Below are 16,901 nucleotides of genomic sequence, written 5' to 3' on the forward strand. Positions count from 1 at the left end.
AGCGCATCCGACGCGCCGTCAGAAGGAGGGCCCCGGTTCGCCGGGGCCCTCCTTCGTGCCGTCCACACATTTGCGGAGGTTCGGTTCTCCCCCTTGTGGAGCGCCGGGTTTTGGCGCTTCAATCACTCGTTAGGAAAGCTTCCTAACGGCAGGAGCATGTCATGCAGCTCACCCCCACGCGCCGTGCGGTCCTCGCCGCGGCCCTGGCCGCCGCCGTCCTGGCCGGCTCCGGCGCCACCAGCGCCGGCGCCGCCGGTACGGTCAACCTCACGGACCCGCACAAGAAGGAGATCGCGATGGAGCTCGTCTCCAGCGCGGAGAACTCCTCGCTCGACTGGAAGGCGCAGTACAAGTACATCGAGGACATCGGCGACGGCCGCGGCTACACCGCCGGGATCATCGGCTTCTGCTCCGGCACCGGCGACATGCTGGACCTGGTGAAGCACTACACCGCGCTCAAGTCCGGCAACGTGCTCGCCAAGTACCTGCCCGCGCTGGAGAAGGTCAACGGCAGCGCCTCGCACTCGGGCCTGGGCACCGCGTTCGTCAACGACTGGAAGAAGGCGGCCGCCGACCCGGTCTTCCAGCAGGCGCAGAACGACGAGCGGGACCGGGTCTACTTCACCCCCTCCGTCACCCAGGCGGAGAAGGACGGGCTGCGCGCGCTGGGCCAGTTCATCTACTACGACGCGATCGTGATGCACGGCCCCGGCAACGACAGCACCAGCTTCGGCGGTATCCGCGCCACCGCGATGAAGCACGCCAAGACCCCCGCCCAGGGCGGCAACGAGACCACCTACCTGAACGCCTTCCTGGACGCCCGCAAGGCGGCCATGCTCACCGAGGCCGCGCACGACGACACCAGCCGGGTCGACACCGAGCAGCGGGTCTTCCTCAAGGCCGGCAACCTGGACCTCAACCCGCCGCTGCACTGGAAGACCTACGGCGACAGCTACTCGATCAACAATTAGCTTTCGTACCTGAGTTCGGGGCTGGTAGCGTCCTCGGCGTGGCAAAGCTGAACCAGATCATCGCCGTCGAAAAAGGCGTCAAGTCCAAGTCCTTCCAGGAGCTGACCCAGGCTCACCAGGACTTGCAGAAGCCGGCACTGCTGGCCGGCATCGCCCGGACCTACCAGCCCAAGGACGAGGAGGGCGAGCAGCTGCCGCCCGAGTCCACCCGGGTGCAGCTCAAGGCGGAGGACATCCTGCGGGCCACCGCCGCCACCCTGACCCGGCTGTTCGACGTGACGGCCACCAAGGACTGGGCCAACGTCGACGCCCGGGCCGACGTGGTGGTGGACGGTCAGGTGCTGCTCGCCCAGGTGCCGGTCCCGTACCTGCTCTTCCTGGAGAAGCAGCTCACCGACCTGTTCACCTTCGTGAAGAAGCTCCCGGTGCTGGACGCCTCCGAGTCGTGGAACCTGGACCCGTCCAGCGACTCCTGGAAGACCGACGCGGTGCGCACCATCCGGACCAAGAAGGTGCCGCGCAACCACGTCAAGGCCGAGGCCACCGAGAAGCACCCGGCCCAGGTCGAGGTCTACTACGAGGACGTGCCGGTGGGCTACTGGACCACCGTCAAGTTCTCCGGCGCGCTCCCGGCCCGCCGGGTGAACGAGCTGGCGGAGCGGGTCGAGAAGCTCCAGCAGGCCGTCAAGTTCGCCCGCGAGGAGGCCAACTCGGTCGAGGTGACCGACCAGCGGGTGGGGGACGCCGTCTTCGGCTACCTGTTCAGGTAGCCCCGTGATCGCCCGTCCGGGGAGCCGGGCGGGTGCGCTGAGAAGCGCGAAAAAGCTGACACTGATGTTGAAGCTGACCAGGGGTCACAGTGGAGGTTCGAATCCTCCCCCCGGCACCATGCGGGCCGGGGTAGCCCAAGCCAGGCAGAGGCAGGCCCCCTGAATCTCAGACTCTCGCTCCAGTCTCAGCATTCGCCGCCGAACGCCGGATCGACCGGGTGCGGACGAATGTCGACGAATGCAGGTTCAAGTCCTGTCTGTGCCGCTGCGTGGCACGGTAGTTCAAAGGTAGAACGCGTCGACTTCAAGCTGATCCGCGACCCTTAAACGTGCTGGTGTGCGCAATTGGGCGGCAAACAGGGGCCCGGGAGCTGGCTACGCTCCCGGGTCCTCCTACTTTTCTCCGGTCGGATACGGGCCGGGCGCCGGGTCAGGCGTCGGGTCAGGCGGGCAGCCGGCGGGCCCGGACGGCGCGGCGCAGGTCGTCGAGCTGGTCGACCAGGCCGCGCCGGGCGCCCGGGGTCAGGTCGGTGCGGGCCAGGCAGGCCTCGGCGGCCGCGACGGTGGCCCCGGTGGCCGCGAAGGCGGGGAAGCCGTGCCGGGTCAGCACCGCCGCGATGGCGGGGCCGCGCTCGGCGGCGGCGGGCAGCTCCTCGAAGTAGCGCAGCGTCAGGTCCGCCAACAGCTCCGCCTGTTCGGGCTGCCACAGCCCCTGGGCGGTGGCAGCGGCCAGGTAGTTGGACAGCCCGCCGTGGAAGAGCGCGGTGAAGGCGGCCTCCTTGGCGGCCCGGTCGGGCAGCGCGGCCCGGCAGCGGGTGGCGCCCTCCTCGCTCAGGTCGCTCGGGTCCAGGGCCTGCTGGGCGGCGAGCTGCGCCTCGTCGGTCGCGCCGAGCACGGCCAGGCGCAGCAGCAGCTGCCAGCGCAACTCGGGATCGAGTTCCGGGCCGCCGGGGACGGTGCCCGCCGCCAGCCACTCCTGGAGTTCGGCCGCCTGCTCCTTGGTCGCGGCCACCGTGAGCAGCCCGCGCGCGGCCACCAGGCGCAGGTCGCCCTCGCCCGCGCCGCGCTCCAGCAGGGACCGGTAGACCGTGCCGAGCAGCGCCAGGGCCGCCGGGCGCCGCTCGGGCGCCAGGAACCGGTCGACGACCAGCTCCCGGGCGAACCGGAGCACCGCCTGGACCAGGTGCAGCGAGGTCTCGCCGGGCAGGTGCGCGGCGACCAGCTCCAGGTACTCCTCGGGCGCCAGCTCGCCGTCGCGCACCTGGTCCCGGGCCGAGTTCCACAGCACCGCCCGGGCCGACTCGTCGGGCACCGCGCCCAGCGACTCGCGCACGGTGCGCCAGGAGTGCTCGTCCAGACGGACCTTGAGGTAGTCGAGGTCGGTGTCGTTCACCACCAGCAGGTCGTCCGGGGCGGTGCGCAGCTCGATCCGGTCCACCTCACCGGTCAGTTCCAGGTTCTCCCGCGCGACCAGGTCCAGGGTGCCGCCGGGCGCCTGGCGGTAGCGGGCCACGCTCAGGCGGTGCGGGCGCAGCACGCCGCCGGAGGCGCTGTGCAGCAACTGCTCCCCGTCGGTGCGCACGGTGTCCACGCCGGTGGTGCGCAGCCACCGCTCCGCCCAGCCGTGCACGTCGCGCCCGCTCGCGGCGGCCAGGCAGCCGAGCAGGTCGTCCAGGGTGGCGTTGGCGAAGGCGTACCGCTCGAAGTAGTCGTTGACCCCGGCCAGGAACTCCTCCTCGCCCAGCCAGGCGACCAGCTGGCGCAGCGCCGAGGCGCCCTTGGCGTAGGAGATGCCGTCGAAGTTCTGCAGCGCCTGGGCGCTGTCCTCGACCGACTCGGGCGCCACCGGGTGGGTGGAGGGCCGCTGGTCCGCGTCGTAGCCCCAGGCCTTGCGGGCGGAGTAGTCGGTCCACGCGTCGCTGAAGCGGGTGGCCCGGGCGGTGGCGGTGTAGGCCATGAACTCCGCGAAGGACTCGTTCAGCCACAGGTCGTCCCACCACTTCATGGTGACCAGGTCGCCGAACCACATGTGGGCCATCTCGTGGGTCACCACCATGGCCCGCACCGCCCGCTCGGTGTCCGGCACGGCGGAGCGGAAGACGAAGTCGTCCTTGAAGGTCACGCAGCCCGGGTTCTCCATCGCGCCCGCGTTGAACTCCGGGACGAAGCACTGGTCGTAGCTGTCGAACGGGTAGCGGGTACGGAAGATCCGGTGGTAGTGGTCGAAGCCCTGCCCGGTGATCTCGAACAGCTCCGCGGCGTCCGCGTCCAGCTGGGCGGCGAGCGAGCGCCGGCAGTGCAGGCCGAGCGGGATGCCGTCGTGCTCGGCGCGCACCGAGTGCAGCGGGCCGGCCACCAGGGTGACCAGGTAGCTGGGGATCGGCGGGGTCGGGGCGAAGGACCAGCGGCCCGGGCCGGCCGTGGTGGCCAGGCTGTTGCCCACCACCGTCCACTGCGGCGGGGCGGTGACCGAGAGCTGGTGGACCGCCTTGAGGTCGGGCTGGTCGAAGCAGGCGAACGCGGTCGGCCCGCTGTCCAGGAAGGACTGCAGGTAGACGTAGTCCTCGCCGTCGGCCGGATCGGTGAAGCGGTGCATCCCCTCGCCGGTGTGCGAGTAGGCGCACTCCGCCTCGACCAGCAGCTCGTTCTCGGCCGCCAGCCCGGTGAGCGGGAAGCGGCCCCCCGCCAGCGCGGCCGGGTCGAGCTGACGCCCGTTCAGCTCGACCCGCAGCAGCCGGACCGGCTTGACGTCGAGGAAGGTCGCCGCCCCCGGCCGGGCGCAGTCGAAGCGGAGCACGGTGGTGGCGGCGAAGACCTCCGGACCGTGGGTGAGGTCGAGGTCGACGGAGACCGAACGGACGTCGAGCAGTTCGTGGCGCTCGACGGCCTCGGCCCGGGTGAGTGAAGGCATCGGAGTCATGGGCATGATGCTGCCTGATCGGCGGCGCTCCCCGGGCCGATTTTCGGTGCGGGGCGTCAGGCCTTGGCGGTGTAGTCGTAGAAGCCGCGGCCGGACTTGCGGCCCATCAGGCCCGCGTCGACCATCCGGGAGAGCAGCGGCGGGGCGGCGTACAGCGGCTCCTTGTACTCGGCGTACATCGAGTCGGCGATCGAGGCGATGGTGTCCAGGCCGATCAGGTCGCACAGCCGCAGCGGGCCCATCGGGTGGGCGCAGCCGGCCTCCATGCCCTTGTCGATGTCGGCGGCGGTGGCCACGCCGGACTCGAACATCCGCACCGCGGAGAGCAGGTAGGGCACCAGCAGGGCGTTGACCACGAAGCCGGCCCGGTCGCGGGCCCGGATCGGCTCCTTGGCCAGCACCTCGGTGGCGAAGGACTCGACCCGGGCGGTGGTCGCGGCGGAGGTGGTCAGGGTCGGGATCACCTCGACCAGGCGCTGCACGGGGGCCGGGTTGAAGAAGTGCAGACCGATCACCTGCTCGGGACGGCTGGTGGCGGCGGCCAGCTTGACGATCGGGATCGAGGAGGTGTTGGAGGCCAGCACCGCGTCCCGGCGCAGGACCACCTGGTCCAGGGTCTGGAAGATCCGGACCTTGACGTCCTCGCGCTCGGCGACCGCCTCGACCACCAGGTCGCGGTCGGCGAAGTCGGCCAGGTCGGTGGTGAAGGAGAACCGGGACAGCGCCTGCTCGCGCTCCTCGGGGGTGAGCTTGCCGCGCTTGACCGCGGTGTCCAGCGAGTTGGTGATCCGGCCGCGACCGAGCTCCAGGGCCTCGCCACTGGCCTCCGAGACCCGGACGTCGAGCCCGGCCCGGGCGAAGACCTCGGCGATGCCCGAGCCCATGAGACCGCAACCGACCACTCCGACGCGCGCGATGTCGCTCACTTCACTTGCCTTTCCGGGGTTCCAGCTGGGCGGGGTCGCCGCCCGTGTCGATCGACCGTACTACTTGGCACCTGGCGCGGCGCCAGGTGCCCCGGCCAACCGGGCACTGCGCCGAGCGGGTGATGAGCCGACCCTCGCCCGTGCGGCCCAGTGCGCTCGGGCGCACGGGCGGCGCATGCTGGGCCCGCAAACCGGTCGCGGTGGAGGGAACGGACGATGCGCAGCGGCACGCTGGAGGGGCAGGTGGCGCTGGTCACCGGGGCCGGCCGGGGCATCGGGCGGGAGATCGCGCTCGGGCTGGCCGCCGAGGGGATGGCGGTCGGGCTGGTCGGCCGGACCCTGGCGACCCTCGCCGAGACGCTCAAGGCCTGCGTGCGCGAGGGCGCCAAGGGCGTCGCGGTGACCGCCGACGTGGCCCGGCCGGGCGCCGTGCGCGAGGCGGTGCGCAGCATCGAGCGCGACCTGGGCCCGATCGACCTGCTGGTCAACAACGCCGGGCAGGTCGACCGCTCGGAGGTGCCGCTGTGGGAGGTGGACCCGGCCCAGTGGTGGCAGGTGGTGGAGGTCAACCTGCGCGGGCCGTTCAACCTGATGCGCGCGGTGCTGCCCGGCATGGTGGAGCGCCGGCGCGGACGGATCCTCAACCTGAACTCCGGCTTCGCGGTCCGCCCCGACGGCCACTACACCGCCTACGCCACCTCCAAGGGCGCGCTGCTCCAGCTCTCCGACAACATCGCCGACTCGCTGGCCGCCCACCACGTGGTGGTGCTGGACATCAGCCCGGGGGCGGTGGCCACCGAGATGACCGCCGGCATGCCGATGTTCGCCGGGATGAAGGAGTGGAACTCCCTGCCCTACCTGGTGGCCGTCGCGGTGGACGCGGCCCGCGGGCGGTTCGACGCGCTGCACGGGCGGTTCGTCCACGCCGGGCGGGACGACCTGGCGAAGCTGGTCGAGCTGGCCGAGGAGATCCGCCGCGGCGACGCCCGCACGCTGCGGCTGCGCCCGTACGGGGAGGACGACCCGCTGCGCTGACGCCGGGTCGGCGCAGCGGGCCGTCAGGAGCAGAGCTGGCTGGCCGTCACCGCGCTCAGCCCGCGCTGCTGCAGCGCCGTCAGGACCGCGGGCAGCGCGTCCACGGTGCCCTGGTGGCCCATGTGCAGGGCGACGATCGAGCCGGGCTTGACCGCACCGAGTATCCGGCGCTGCACCACGTCCGCGCCCGGGTCCTGGTAGTCGCGCGGGTCCAGGTCGAAGGAGAGCAGGTGCTCGTAGCCGGCCCGGCGGGCCTGCTCCTTGACCTGGGTGGTGGCGTACTGGGACTCGGAGGGGCGGAACCAGCGGCCGATCGAGCCGGTGAGCCGCTTCAGCCGGTCCGCGCAGGCGCTGATCTCGGCGAAGGCCTGGTCCGGTGACATCGAGGAGATGTCCAGGTGGTTCTGGGTGTGGTTGCCCAGCTCGTGCCCGCCGGCCAGGATCCGCTGGGCCATCTGCGGCTGCTGGTCCAGCCAGCTGCCGACCGCCAGCACGGTCAGCCGGGCGCCGTGCTGCTCGGCCGCCTCCAGCAGCGCGGTGGCCAGCTTCGGGTCGCCCTGGCCGTGGAAGGTCAGCGCCACCTGCTGGCGGTCGCGCGGACCGCTGACCACCTCCTCCGGCGTGCCGGCCGCGAGTGCGGGCAGCACCGGCGCGGTCGGGCCGGCGGAGGCGCTCGGGCTGCCCTCGGCACCGGGGCTGCCCGCCGGGCTCGGGCTGCCGGCCTGACCCGGGCTGCCGGCGGGGCTCGGCGAGGCGGCCGGGCGCGGCCGGCCCGCCCCGGTGGCGGCCTCCTCGCCGCAACCGGCGAGCAGCCCGCCGGCCGCGGTCAGGGTGGCGAGCTGGGCAGTGGTGCGCAGAATCCTGCGGCGGTCGACGCTCATTGCGGACAGCATAAATATGACGGAAACCCGAGGCGATTCGGTACCCCGAACCGGCGGGCCGTCAGACCCGGAAGACCCCGTAGGAGAAGCCGCCCGCGCGCAGCTTCCCGGCCACCAGCTCGACCCCGCTGACCAGCACCGGATCGGCGGCCGGCAACTCGGGAAGCACCAGTTCGGCGGGCTCCCGGCGCGGGTTGACCACCACCAGGTGACCCGCGCCGCGCCGGTACACGAACGGGTAACCCGCCGACAGCACGGTGACCGGGGAACCGGTGCCCAGCTCGGGCGTGTCCCGGCGCAGCCGGACCAGTCGGCGCACCAGGTGCAGCAGCGAGTCGGGGTCAGCCCGCTGGGTGGCCACGTCCGGCCGGTCCGGGTCGGGGTCCAGCGGGAGGTAGAACTCGGCGGCGGGCGCGGTGGAGAAGCCGGCCCCGGCGGTGGCGTCCCACTGCATAGGGGTGCGCGAGCCCTGGCGGGCCTCGGTGCCGAACTGGCTGCCCTCCTTCTCCGGCAGGCCGGGGACGAAGCGCATGCCGATCTCGTCGCCGTAGTAGATCACCGGCACGCTGGGCCAACTGAGCAGGAAGACGAAGGCGCAGGCCGCCTGCTCCCGGGTGCGCGGGCCGCAGACCAGCCGGGAGAAGTCGTGGTTGGCGGTGGGCAGCGCGACCAGCCCGCGCCCGTCGATCGCCGCCTCGGCCTGCTGCCAGGCCGTCAGGAACTCGGTGATGTCGCCGTTGCCCGCGGCGTCGAAGAAGCAGGGCTCGCCGTGCGCCCAGTGGCCCTGGCTGCCGGTCCCGTTGTCCCAGAGCGAGCGCAGCGCCCGCCCGGTGAAGTGCAGGAAGAAGTCCGCGTGCAGCCCCGCCGGGACCGACTGCGCCGGATCCCCCCACTCGGCGATCAGCACCCGGTCCGGGTAGTGCGCGTCCAGCCAGCCGCGCAGCTCGCCCCAGAGCCGGCCGGTCTCCAGGTACCCCGGGTCGTCCTTGACCAGCGAGGAGGCCATGTCCACCCGGAAGCCGGCCACGCCGAGCTCGAACCAGTGCGCCATGATCTCGCGCAGCGCCGCCCGGTTGGCCAGCGGCCCGGGCGCGTCGACCGGGCTGCGCCAGGGCTCGCTGGGGTCGGGGCGGGCGTAGCCGAAGTTGAGCGCGGGCTGGATCGGGTAGAAGTTGGCCCGGTAGAAGCCGCCGCGCGGGCCCTGGTTGGGGATCCACGCGTGCACCGGTGCGGTGATCCGCTCCGACCAGATGTAGCGGTCGTCGCCCGGGGTGCGGGCCGAGTGCTGGAACCAGGGGTGCCGGTGCGAGGTGTGGCCCGGGACCAGGTCGAGCAGCACCCGCAGGCCCCGGGCGCCGGCTTCCCGGACCAGCTCGGCCAGGTCCGCGTTGGTCCCGTAGCGCGGGGCGACGGTCAGGTAGTCGGCCACGTCGTAGCCGGCGTCGCCGAACTCCGAGACGAAGCACGGGCTGAGCCAGAGCGCGGTGACGCCGAGTTCGGCCAGGTGGTCCAGGCGGGCGGTGAGGCCGGGCAGGTCGCCGATCCCGTCCCCGTCGGAGTCGGCGAAGGACTGCGGGTAGATCTGGTAGAGCACGGCCTCGGCGAGCCAGGCGGGAACCGGCTGACGGTCGGTCATCGGGGTGCCTCCGTGGATCGGGGGTGTCAGGCCTGCGGCGGGGCGTACTGGGCCAGGAAGGCGAGCACGTCGGGCAGGGCGCCGTCGTCGAGCAGCAGGGCGCCGTGCCGGCTGCCCGGGTAGAGCTTGAGCTGGTTGACGGGGCCGGCCGCGGCCTCGTGCAGCTTGCGGGCCGCGTCGTCGAACGGGCTGTCGGCGCTCTCGGCGGCCAGGAACCGGGGGAGTGGGCCGGTGGCGACCGCCTTGTCGGCGGCCTGGCCCTGGTACTCCAGCGGGGAGGAGAGCGAGACCACCGCGGTGATCGGCAGCGGGGGCCGGGGGTCGGCCGCCTCGACCAGCGAGGCGGTGGCGCCCTTCGAGGCGCCGACCAGGGCCGCCTTCGCGGTGCCGCGCCCGGCCAGGCAGCGCAGCACCAGGTCGAGCTCGTGCGGGTCGCCGACGGAGGAGTAGGCGAGCACGGTGTAGCCCGCCTTGGTGAACTCGTCCAGGTGCGGCAGCCAGTCGCACAGGCTGCCGCCGGCCTGGTGGGAGAAGACCAGGGCGACCTTGCCGGGATCGGCGCCCGGGTCGCGCAGGTAGGCGTCGAGGGAGCCGGTCCCGGTCGGCAGCGAGTAGGAGCCGGCCGCGGCCTGATCGGGCGTCAGGCAGCCGTAGGTCTCGCTGGTCTTCTTCGGGACCGCCGCGGTGCTCGGAGACGGTCCCGGAGCGGTCCGGGCCGTGCTGTGCTGCGTGCTGCTGGTACTGGTGCAGGCGGTGAGCAGGGCCGCCGCTACGGCCAGTCCGATGGTGCGCCGCATGTGGTCCCCCGTGGACAGCGGGGCGCGCCCGGTGGCGCGCCGGTTGTCCCGTCACGCTAGGAACGGGTGGGGCGGCGCGTCAATGGAGTGCGGCGGTCCGGTCGGCGCGACGGAAGATCGGCGCGCGCCCCCGCGAGCCTCCTGAAGGCCCCTCAGGTCTCCCGCAGGCCGGTCAGGTGGGCGAAGACCACCACGCTGGCGGTGTAGTCGCCGCGCTGGGCGTCGTACGCGCCGCCGCAGGTGATCAGGCGCAGCTGGGCGTCCGCGGTCGGGCCGTAGATCCGGTCGGCCGGCAGCGCGCCCTGGGCGAAGGTCTCCACGCTGTCCACGGCGAAGGTCGCGGTCACGCCGTCGTCGCGGGCCACGTCGACGGTGGTGGCGGGGGCCAGGGTGCCCAGGGCGGTGAAGACCGCCGGGGCGGTGGTGGTGGCCGGCCGGCCGACCAGCACGGCCGGGCCGCGGTTGCCGGGCACGGTGCCGCCCTGGAACCAGCCCACCAGGTTCGGGTCGTCGGCCGGCGGCTGGGCGTCCTTGTCCAGGCCGGTGAACGGGGCGTCGACGCTGAGCGCGGCGATCTTCAGGCGGCTCGGGTGCGCGTCGGGGACCTGGACGGCAGGGGTGGTCCGCTTCCCGGTGGGGGAGGCGGCGGCCTGGGCCTGGGCCGGGTCCGGGGGGCGCGGCGGGAGCGCGGACCTGGGCTGTTCGGACTGGTGGACCAGCAGCAGGGCGGTCAGAGCGGCGCCGAGCACGCTGAACAGCACGGCCTGGGTGCGTCGGCTCGGCCCGGGGGTGCGCGGCGGACGGGCCTCGGTCGGCGGGACGGGGCTGACCATGGGTGGACCTCTCTGCGGGGGCGGGGTGCCTGCTCCACGGTCGGTCGTGCTGAGCGTGCGTGCCACCACAGGGAGTGCGAACGTGTGACGCCGGGTCCGCGAACGGCGTATCCGTGCGGGGTGGGGCCCGACCCCGGACCGGACCGGGCCCCGGTGTCTTCACCACTGCGGGGCGAGGAGCTCCCCCGTGGTGGCGTGGTGGACGGCGATGGCCTCCATCGGGCACAGCTCGGCGGCTTCCACCACGGCGGCCAGCGCGGTGGAGCGCTCGTGCCGGGGGTGCGCCTTGCCGTCCGGGCCGACCTGCAGGTCGGCGGGGGCGGAGGCGGCGCACAGGCCGGTGCCGGCGCAGCGGGCGCGGTCCACGGTGACCACCAGTTCGGCCGGCTCCGGCCCGGTGGCGCTCACCAGGCGGCCGGCAGGGTCAGCGGGCTGCGGGTGAGCAGGCCGCGGCGCCACTCGATGGCGGCCGGGTCGACGGTGAGCCGCAGCCCGGGCAGCCGCCGGGCCAGCCGGTGCAGGGCCAGCTCCAGCTCCATCCGGGCCAGCCAGGCGCCCAGGCAGTGGTGCGGGCCCGCGCCGAAGGTCAGGTGCGGGGTGGAGGGCGGCTCGAACAGGTCGGCCCGCCAGTCGGGCCCGTAGACCCCCTCGTCGTGGTTGGCGCCGAAGGTGTCGGCCGCCACCACGCTGCCGGCCGGGATCAGCACCCCGCCGATCTCCACGTCCGCCACCGCCCGGCGCAGCTGGCCCGGCAGCACCTCGCGGTCGCCCAGCGGAACGGCCCGCAGCAGCTGCTCGGCGGCGATGCCCGCCTGCTCCTCGCTGCCGGCCAGCAGGGCCCAGGAGTCGCGGCCCTCGCCGAGCAGGTAGACCAGCGCGTTGCCGAGCGAGGTCATGGTGGTCTCGTGGCCGCCGACCACCAGGCCGATGGTGAGCATGACCAGCTGGTACTCCGTCATCGAGCCGTCCTGGTCGGCGGCCTGGACCAGCGAGCTGATCAGGTCGTCGCCCGGCTCCGCCCGGCGCTTGGCGACCAGCGCGGCGCCGAAGGCGCCGAAGTCCTGCATCGCCTCCTGGACCTGCTGGGGCGTGTAGGCGGAGGTGGCCAGCGCGTGGTCGCTCCAGTAGGCCAGCCGCTTGAGGTCGAGGTTGTCCAGGCCCATCAGCCGGCAGATCACCGCGACCGGCAGCGGGCGGGTGAAGGCCGCGACCAGGTCCACCGGGTGCTCGGCGTCGGTCAGCTGGTTGAGCAGGTCCTCGACCACCGAGGCGACCCAGGGCCGCCAGCGGGCGATGGCGCGCGGAGTGAAGGCGCGCTGCACGGTGCGGCGCAGCCGCTGGTGCTCGGGGCCGTCCAGGTTGAGCAGGGCCTCGGGGTCGTCGAGCAGGTTGGGGTAGGGCGTGACGGCGGGAGCGTCGGGGGCGAAGAGCGAGGCGCGGTTGAGCCGCGGGTCGGTCAGCACCTGGCGGACGTCGGCGTGGCGGCGGACCAGCCACACGGGGGTGCCGGTGCGCAGCGTGGTGAGGATCGGCGGACCGGCGGGCAGGGCTTGGGCGCAGTGCAGCGGCATGAGCGGCTCGGCGGCCTGCGTGTCGCTGTGGTCGAGGGTCACGGTGCCTCCTGGCGATTGGCCTTGAAGGTGACGTTAAGGGGCAGTTCCGTGACGAACCAGGGGGCGCATTCGGGCAGTTGGGGGCGCGCGCGATCGGCGGCCGCGCGCTGGTGGGGCGTCAGCGGCGCGAGGCGGCGACCGTCTCCCGCAGCGCGGCGGGCAGGTCGCCGTGCGAGCCGGGCTCCAGGAAGAGCCGGCTGCACAGCAGCGGGGCCAGCTGCCGCGGGTCCAGGCCGCCCTCCAGGCCGCGCAACCGGTGGGTGAGCCCGGCGGCGCGCAGCGCCGCGCCGAGCAGGCCCGGCGCGAGCCGGTGCACCCGGACCGGGCCGGAGCGCCCGGCCGCCGTCGCGAAGGCGGTGAGCAGCTGGTCCCAGGTCAGATTGGCGTCCGCGACCGGGAGATCGGTGCCCAGGCCCTGCTCCAGTGCCGCCACCGTCAGCTCGGCCACCGACCGGGCGGTGACCACCGCGGTGCCGCCGGGCGGGGCCAGCAGCGGCAGCCGGGAGCCCAGCCACGGCGCCGCCGGGGCCCAGAGCGGCCGGCGCCCCGGGGCGGACCCGAAGACGAACGGGATCTCCAGCACCGCGACCGGCAGTTCGGGCCCCGCGGCCAGGCGGGCCTCGGCGGCCTGGGCCAGCCGGCTGCGCACGTACGGGTGGTGCTCGGCCAGGCACAGTTCGGGGCGCAGGCGGTGCAGGGCGGTGAAGTAGGAGCCGTGCAGCACGGCGTGCTCGACGCCGACCCGGCGGGCGGCTGCCAGCATTCGGCGCACCGGTTCGACGTTGGCCTGGTGGAAGTACGGCTCGGCCGGGCGGCGCGGGACCGTGCGGTCGTCCGCGCCGGCGGCGAAGACCACGCCCTGGTGGCCCGTCAGCAGCTCGGCCCACTCGTCCTCGGTGAGCCGTTGGGCGTCACCGAGGACGAGGTCCGTGCCGGGGCGCGGCGAGCGGGCGAGCAGGCTGGGCCGGTGCCCGCGCTCGCGCAGCCGGGCCACCACGTGGTGACCGAGGAACCCCGTACCGCCGACCACCAGTACCCGCATGCGGCTGAGGTTACTGGGCGCCGAACCGCTCGCGCCAGGCCGCCAGGTCGTCCTCGGTGATCTTGGCGAAGAGGACCGGGGGGACGGTGAAGGAGGTGCCGGCCGCGACGAAGTCGAGCGCGGTGGCCTGCTCCTCGCTCACCCAGCCCGGCTCGCCGGCCTCGGAGGAGGCGAAGACCGCGCGCATCGCGGCGCTGGTGGCCGGGATGAACGGCGCCGACAGCACCCCGTACAGGTGGATCAGCTGCATCGCGGTGCGCAGCGTCAGCGCGGCGCCCGCCTCGTCGGTCTTGATCTGCAGCCAGGGGGCCTTGGTCTCCAGGTAGACGTTGCCCGCGCTCCACAGCGCGCGCAGTGCCTGCGCCGCCTTGCGGAACTGCAGACTGTCCAGCTGCGCCTGGTACTCGGCGATCAGCGCGGCCACCTCGGTGCCCAGCGCCGCCTCCGCCTCGCCCGGCTCGGCGCCGGCCGGCACCGTGTCGCCGAAGCGCTTGAGCGAGAAGGAGAGCACCCGGTTGACGAAGTTGCCCAGGGTGTCGGCCAGGTCCTTGTTGACCGTGGTGGCGAACAGCTCCCAGCTGAAGCTGGTGTCGTCCGACTCCGGGGCGTTGGCCATCAGGAAGTAGCGCCAGTAGTCGGCGGGCAGCAGCTCCAGCGCGGCGTCGGTGAAGATGCCGTGCTTCTGGCTGGTGGAGAACTTGCCGCCGTAGTAGTTCAGCCAGTTGAAGGCCTTGACGTAGTCGACCTTCTTCCACGGCGCCCGGGTGCCCAGCTGGGTGGCCGGGAACATCACGGTGTGGAAGGGGACGTTGTCCTTGGCCATGAACTCGGTGTAGCGCACGTCGGTGGCCTCGTACCACCAGGACTTCCAGTCCCGCCGGGCCGGGTCGGCGTCCGACCACTCCTTGGTGGCGCCGATGTACTCGATCGGCGCGTCGAACCAGACGTAGAAGACCTTGCCCTGCGCGGCCAGCTCCGGCCAGACGTCGGCCGGGACCGGCACGCCCCAGTCCAGGTCGCGGGTGATGGCGCGGTCGTTGAGGCCCTCGGTCAGCCACTTGCGGGCGATCGAGGAGGCCAGGGTCGGCCAGTCCTTGCCGTGCTCCTCGATCCAGGCCTCGACCTCGTCGGCCAGCTTGGACTGGAGCAGGAACAGGTGGGTGGTCTCGCGGACCTCCAGCTCGGTGGAGCCGCTGACCGCCGAGCGCGGGTTGATCAGGTCGGTCGGGTCCAGCAGGCGGGTGCAGTTCTCGCACTGGTCGCCGCGGGCCTTGTCGTAGCCGCAGTGCGGGCAGGTGCCCTCGATGTAGCGGTCGGGCAGGAAGCGCCCGTCCGCGACCGAGTAGACCTGGCGGATCGCCCGCTCCTCGATGAAGCCGTTGGCCTTCAGCTCGCGGGCGAACTCCTGGGTGATCTCCCGGTTCTGCTGGGAGGAGGAGCGGCCGAAGTAGTCGAAGGAGAGCGCGAAGCCGTCGTAGATCGCCTTCTGCGCGTCGTGCTGCTCGGCGCAGAACTGCTCGACCGACTGGCCGGCGGCCTTGGCGGCCAGCTCGGCCGGGGTGCCGTGCTCGTCGGTGGCGCAGATGTACAGCACCTCGTGCCCGCGCTGGCGCAGGTAACGGGAGTAGACGTCCGCCGGGAGCATGGACCCGACCATGTTCCCCAGGTGCTTGATCCCGTTGATGTACGGAAGCGCGCTGGTGATCAGGTGTCGAGCCATCCGGGAGAGCTCCCATTCCTAGAAGTGGCGCGCGCCGGGTGCGGGCACCGGGCGGGCGGGTCGGCGGTGATCGCCGGGAGAATGCGCTCCATTCTATCGGCCGTCACCGCCGCGCCCGTACCGGATAACCGGCGGCGGCGCCGCAGCTCAGGGCTGGGGGACGGCGGGCGGGGTGGTGCCGCTCCAGATGTAGATCGGCTTGCCGGAGGACCCGTGGGCCGGGTTGACCTCCATGCACTGGTTCGCGTCGTCCTGGGCGTTCTGCGCGACGGCGCTGGTGGGCAGCGCGGTGGGCACCGGGGCCTGCGGCTTGCCGGTGCTGCCGGCGCCGGCCACCGGGAAGCCGGTGCCGGAGGTCCAGTCGGTGCCGACCACCAGGGTCAGGTGGGTGGTGGCGGTGTCGGACGCGGACAGGGCTGCGTCCGGCAGCCCGAGCGCGCCGGCCAGCTCCTTGGCCTCGGCCTGCTTGCCGGTCGGGTAGAGCAGCTTGGTCGGCGACTTGGGCACCGCGCTGGTGTCGCGCTGCGCCCTGGTCCAGCCCTGCTGCACCAGGGCCTCGGCCAGTGCGGTGGAGCGGCCGGCGGCGCCGCTGGCGTTCTGCACGTCGACCCGGACCGTGGACCGGTCGGCCGCGGCGGGCGCGCTGCTCGGGGCGGCCGGTGCGCTGCTCGCGGTACTGGCACTGGCGCTGGGGGAGGCGGGGTCGGCGGGGGTGCCGGGCGCGGTGCCGTTGCGGTCCAGCGGCACGTCGGCGGCGATCATCTGGAACAGCTTGTACGAGTCGGGGGTCGGTTCCACCAGCTGGGCCCCGGAGTTGCGCGGGTCCGGCTGGTAGCTGAACGGCATGGTCACCGTGGTGATCCGGTTGGTCGGCACCTTGTTGACCTCCAGTGCCAGCGAGCTGAGCGCCTGCACCGTGCCGATCCCGGTGTCCACCTGGAGCGCCTTGCTGGCGGCCACCGCGAGGTCGTTGAGCTTGAGCGGATTGGCCAGGGTGTTGGCCGACTTCAGCTGGCGGATCATCGAGTTGAGGTAGAGGTGCTGGGCGTGGGTGCGGCCGATGTCGCTGCCGTCCTCCCAGGCGTGCCGGGTGCGCAGCCACTCCAGCGCCTGCTCGCCCTTGATCGAGTGGGTACCGGCCGGCAGCACCAGGTGCGAGCCGATCTCGTGCCGGACGCCGGCGTCGTACTCGACCTGGTAGTCCATCACGTTCTGCTTGGTGCACACGTCCACGCCGCCGACCGCGTCGGCCATGCTGACCACGCCGGCGAAGTCGATCATCATGTAGTGGTCGATGTGGATCTTGGTGAGCAGCTCCCAGGTGTTCACCACACAGCCCGGGTCACCGACGTTGAGGCTGTCGGTGATGATGTCCTTGCGGGCCTTGTACACCTTCTTGGTGGTGGAGTTGGTGCAGTCCGGGATCTGCGCCTGGGTGTCGCGCGGGATGCTCAGCACCGAGGCGTTGGTGCGGTCCGCGGAGATGTGCAGCAGCTGCTCCACGTCCGCGTGCGGGTCGCCGCTGTCGCAGGCGCCGCCGAGCCTGCAGTCCTCCGGCTTGTCGCGGGAGTCGGAGCCGAGCAGCAGGATGTTGATCGGCCGCTGGCCGGCCGAGTTCGGCGTGGGCGGCGGGACCAGTGCGGAGCCGCCGTTGTTCAGGTCGCCGGTCTTGAAGTTGGAGTTGATGTACTGCAGGTAGGCGTAGCCGCAGCCGGCCACCAGCACCAGGGTCAGGCCGGTGCCGCCGGCCGCGATCT

Annotated in this window: 14 protein-coding genes and 1 pseudogene; 4 read left to right on the forward strand and 11 right to left on the reverse strand. The window is 72.9% G+C overall.

Going from position 1 to position 16,901, the window contains the following annotated elements; all coding sequences use genetic code 11:
* The first annotated feature begins 161 nt into the window (after positions 1-161).
* The 3 genes and pseudogenes from C7C46_RS19910 (at position 162) to C7C46_RS35140 (ending at position 1,860) form a co-directional block, all read left to right on the forward strand.
* Positions 162-971: a chitosanase gene (locus tag C7C46_RS19910; protein ID WP_110671221.1), complete on the forward strand. Its 810-nt coding sequence runs from the start codon at positions 162-164 to the stop codon at positions 969-971.
* A 38-nt stretch (positions 972-1,009) separates the two neighbouring features.
* Positions 1,010-1,741 carry a DUF7873 family protein gene (locus C7C46_RS19915; protein WP_110671222.1) on the forward strand — a complete coding sequence of 244 codons (732 nt, stop codon included), beginning with the start codon at positions 1,010-1,012 and terminating at the stop codon, positions 1,739-1,741.
* Between the two features lie 23 nt (positions 1,742-1,764).
* Positions 1,765-1,860 (forward strand): annotated as a pseudogene (locus C7C46_RS35140).
* Positions 1,861-2,183: 323 nt separating this feature from the next.
* Here C7C46_RS35140 and pepN read toward each other — a convergent pair.
* Positions 2,184-4,661 (reverse strand): aminopeptidase N, encoded by a 2,478-nt coding sequence (pepN, locus tag C7C46_RS19920; RefSeq protein WP_110671223.1) that lies wholly within the window; start codon positions 4,659-4,661, stop codon positions 2,184-2,186.
* Between the two features lie 56 nt (positions 4,662-4,717).
* Positions 4,718-5,587 carry a 3-hydroxybutyryl-CoA dehydrogenase gene (locus C7C46_RS19925; RefSeq protein ID WP_110671224.1) on the reverse strand — a complete coding sequence of 290 codons (870 nt, stop codon included), beginning with the start codon at positions 5,585-5,587 and terminating at the stop codon, positions 4,718-4,720.
* A 216-nt stretch (positions 5,588-5,803) separates the two neighbouring features.
* Between C7C46_RS19925 and C7C46_RS19930 the strand changes: the two genes are divergently transcribed.
* Positions 5,804-6,622 carry an SDR family NAD(P)-dependent oxidoreductase gene (locus C7C46_RS19930; RefSeq protein ID WP_110671225.1) on the forward strand — a complete coding sequence of 273 codons (819 nt, stop codon included), beginning with the start codon at positions 5,804-5,806 and terminating at the stop codon, positions 6,620-6,622.
* Positions 6,623-6,645: 23 nt separating this feature from the next.
* On the opposite strand, the gene C7C46_RS19935 is transcribed toward C7C46_RS19930, so the two are convergent.
* From C7C46_RS19935 to C7C46_RS19970, 9 genes are all read right to left on the reverse strand, one after another.
* A complete protein-coding gene (locus tag C7C46_RS19935; protein ID WP_110671226.1) occupies positions 6,646-7,503 on the reverse strand; it encodes a polysaccharide deacetylase family protein in 858 nt (285 codons plus the stop codon).
* Between the two features lie 61 nt (positions 7,504-7,564).
* Positions 7,565-9,139 (reverse strand): alpha-amylase family glycosyl hydrolase, encoded by a 1,575-nt coding sequence (locus C7C46_RS19940; RefSeq protein WP_110671227.1) that lies wholly within the window; start codon positions 9,137-9,139, stop codon positions 7,565-7,567.
* Positions 9,140-9,165: 26 nt separating this feature from the next.
* Complete coding sequence (locus C7C46_RS19945; protein ID WP_110671228.1) at positions 9,166-9,936, reverse strand: alpha/beta hydrolase family protein; 771 nt, start codon at positions 9,934-9,936, stop codon at positions 9,166-9,168.
* A 152-nt stretch (positions 9,937-10,088) separates the two neighbouring features.
* Positions 10,089-10,769 carry a sortase domain-containing protein gene (locus C7C46_RS19950; RefSeq protein ID WP_110671229.1) on the reverse strand — a complete coding sequence of 227 codons (681 nt, stop codon included), beginning with the start codon at positions 10,767-10,769 and terminating at the stop codon, positions 10,089-10,091.
* Between the two features lie 159 nt (positions 10,770-10,928).
* Entirely contained in the window at positions 10,929-11,177 is a 249-nt protein-coding gene (locus C7C46_RS35145; protein WP_245984559.1) for a ferredoxin, read from the reverse strand.
* Positions 11,174-12,340: a cytochrome P450 gene (locus C7C46_RS19955; RefSeq protein ID WP_181442428.1), complete on the reverse strand. Its 1,167-nt coding sequence runs from the start codon at positions 12,338-12,340 to the stop codon at positions 11,174-11,176. Before C7C46_RS19955 ends, C7C46_RS35145 begins: the two co-directional genes overlap by 4 nt.
* A gap of 160 nt (positions 12,341-12,500) precedes the next feature.
* On the reverse strand, positions 12,501-13,424 hold the full coding sequence (locus tag C7C46_RS19960) for an NAD-dependent epimerase/dehydratase family protein (RefSeq protein WP_110671230.1): 924 nt from the start codon (positions 13,422-13,424) through the stop codon (positions 12,501-12,503).
* Positions 13,425-13,434: 10 nt separating this feature from the next.
* Positions 13,435-15,144 carry a methionine--tRNA ligase gene (metG, locus tag C7C46_RS19965; RefSeq protein WP_110671231.1) on the reverse strand — a complete coding sequence of 570 codons (1,710 nt, stop codon included), beginning with the start codon at positions 15,142-15,144 and terminating at the stop codon, positions 13,435-13,437.
* Between the two features lie 147 nt (positions 15,145-15,291).
* On the reverse strand, positions 15,292-16,901 hold a 1,610-nt coding region (locus C7C46_RS19970; RefSeq protein ID WP_110671232.1), incomplete at its 5' end, for an LCP family protein.

The sequence above is a fragment of the Streptomyces tateyamensis genome, from assembly GCF_003205575.1.
GTDB lineage: Bacteria > Actinomycetota > Actinomycetes > Streptomycetales > Streptomycetaceae > Kitasatospora > Kitasatospora tateyamensis.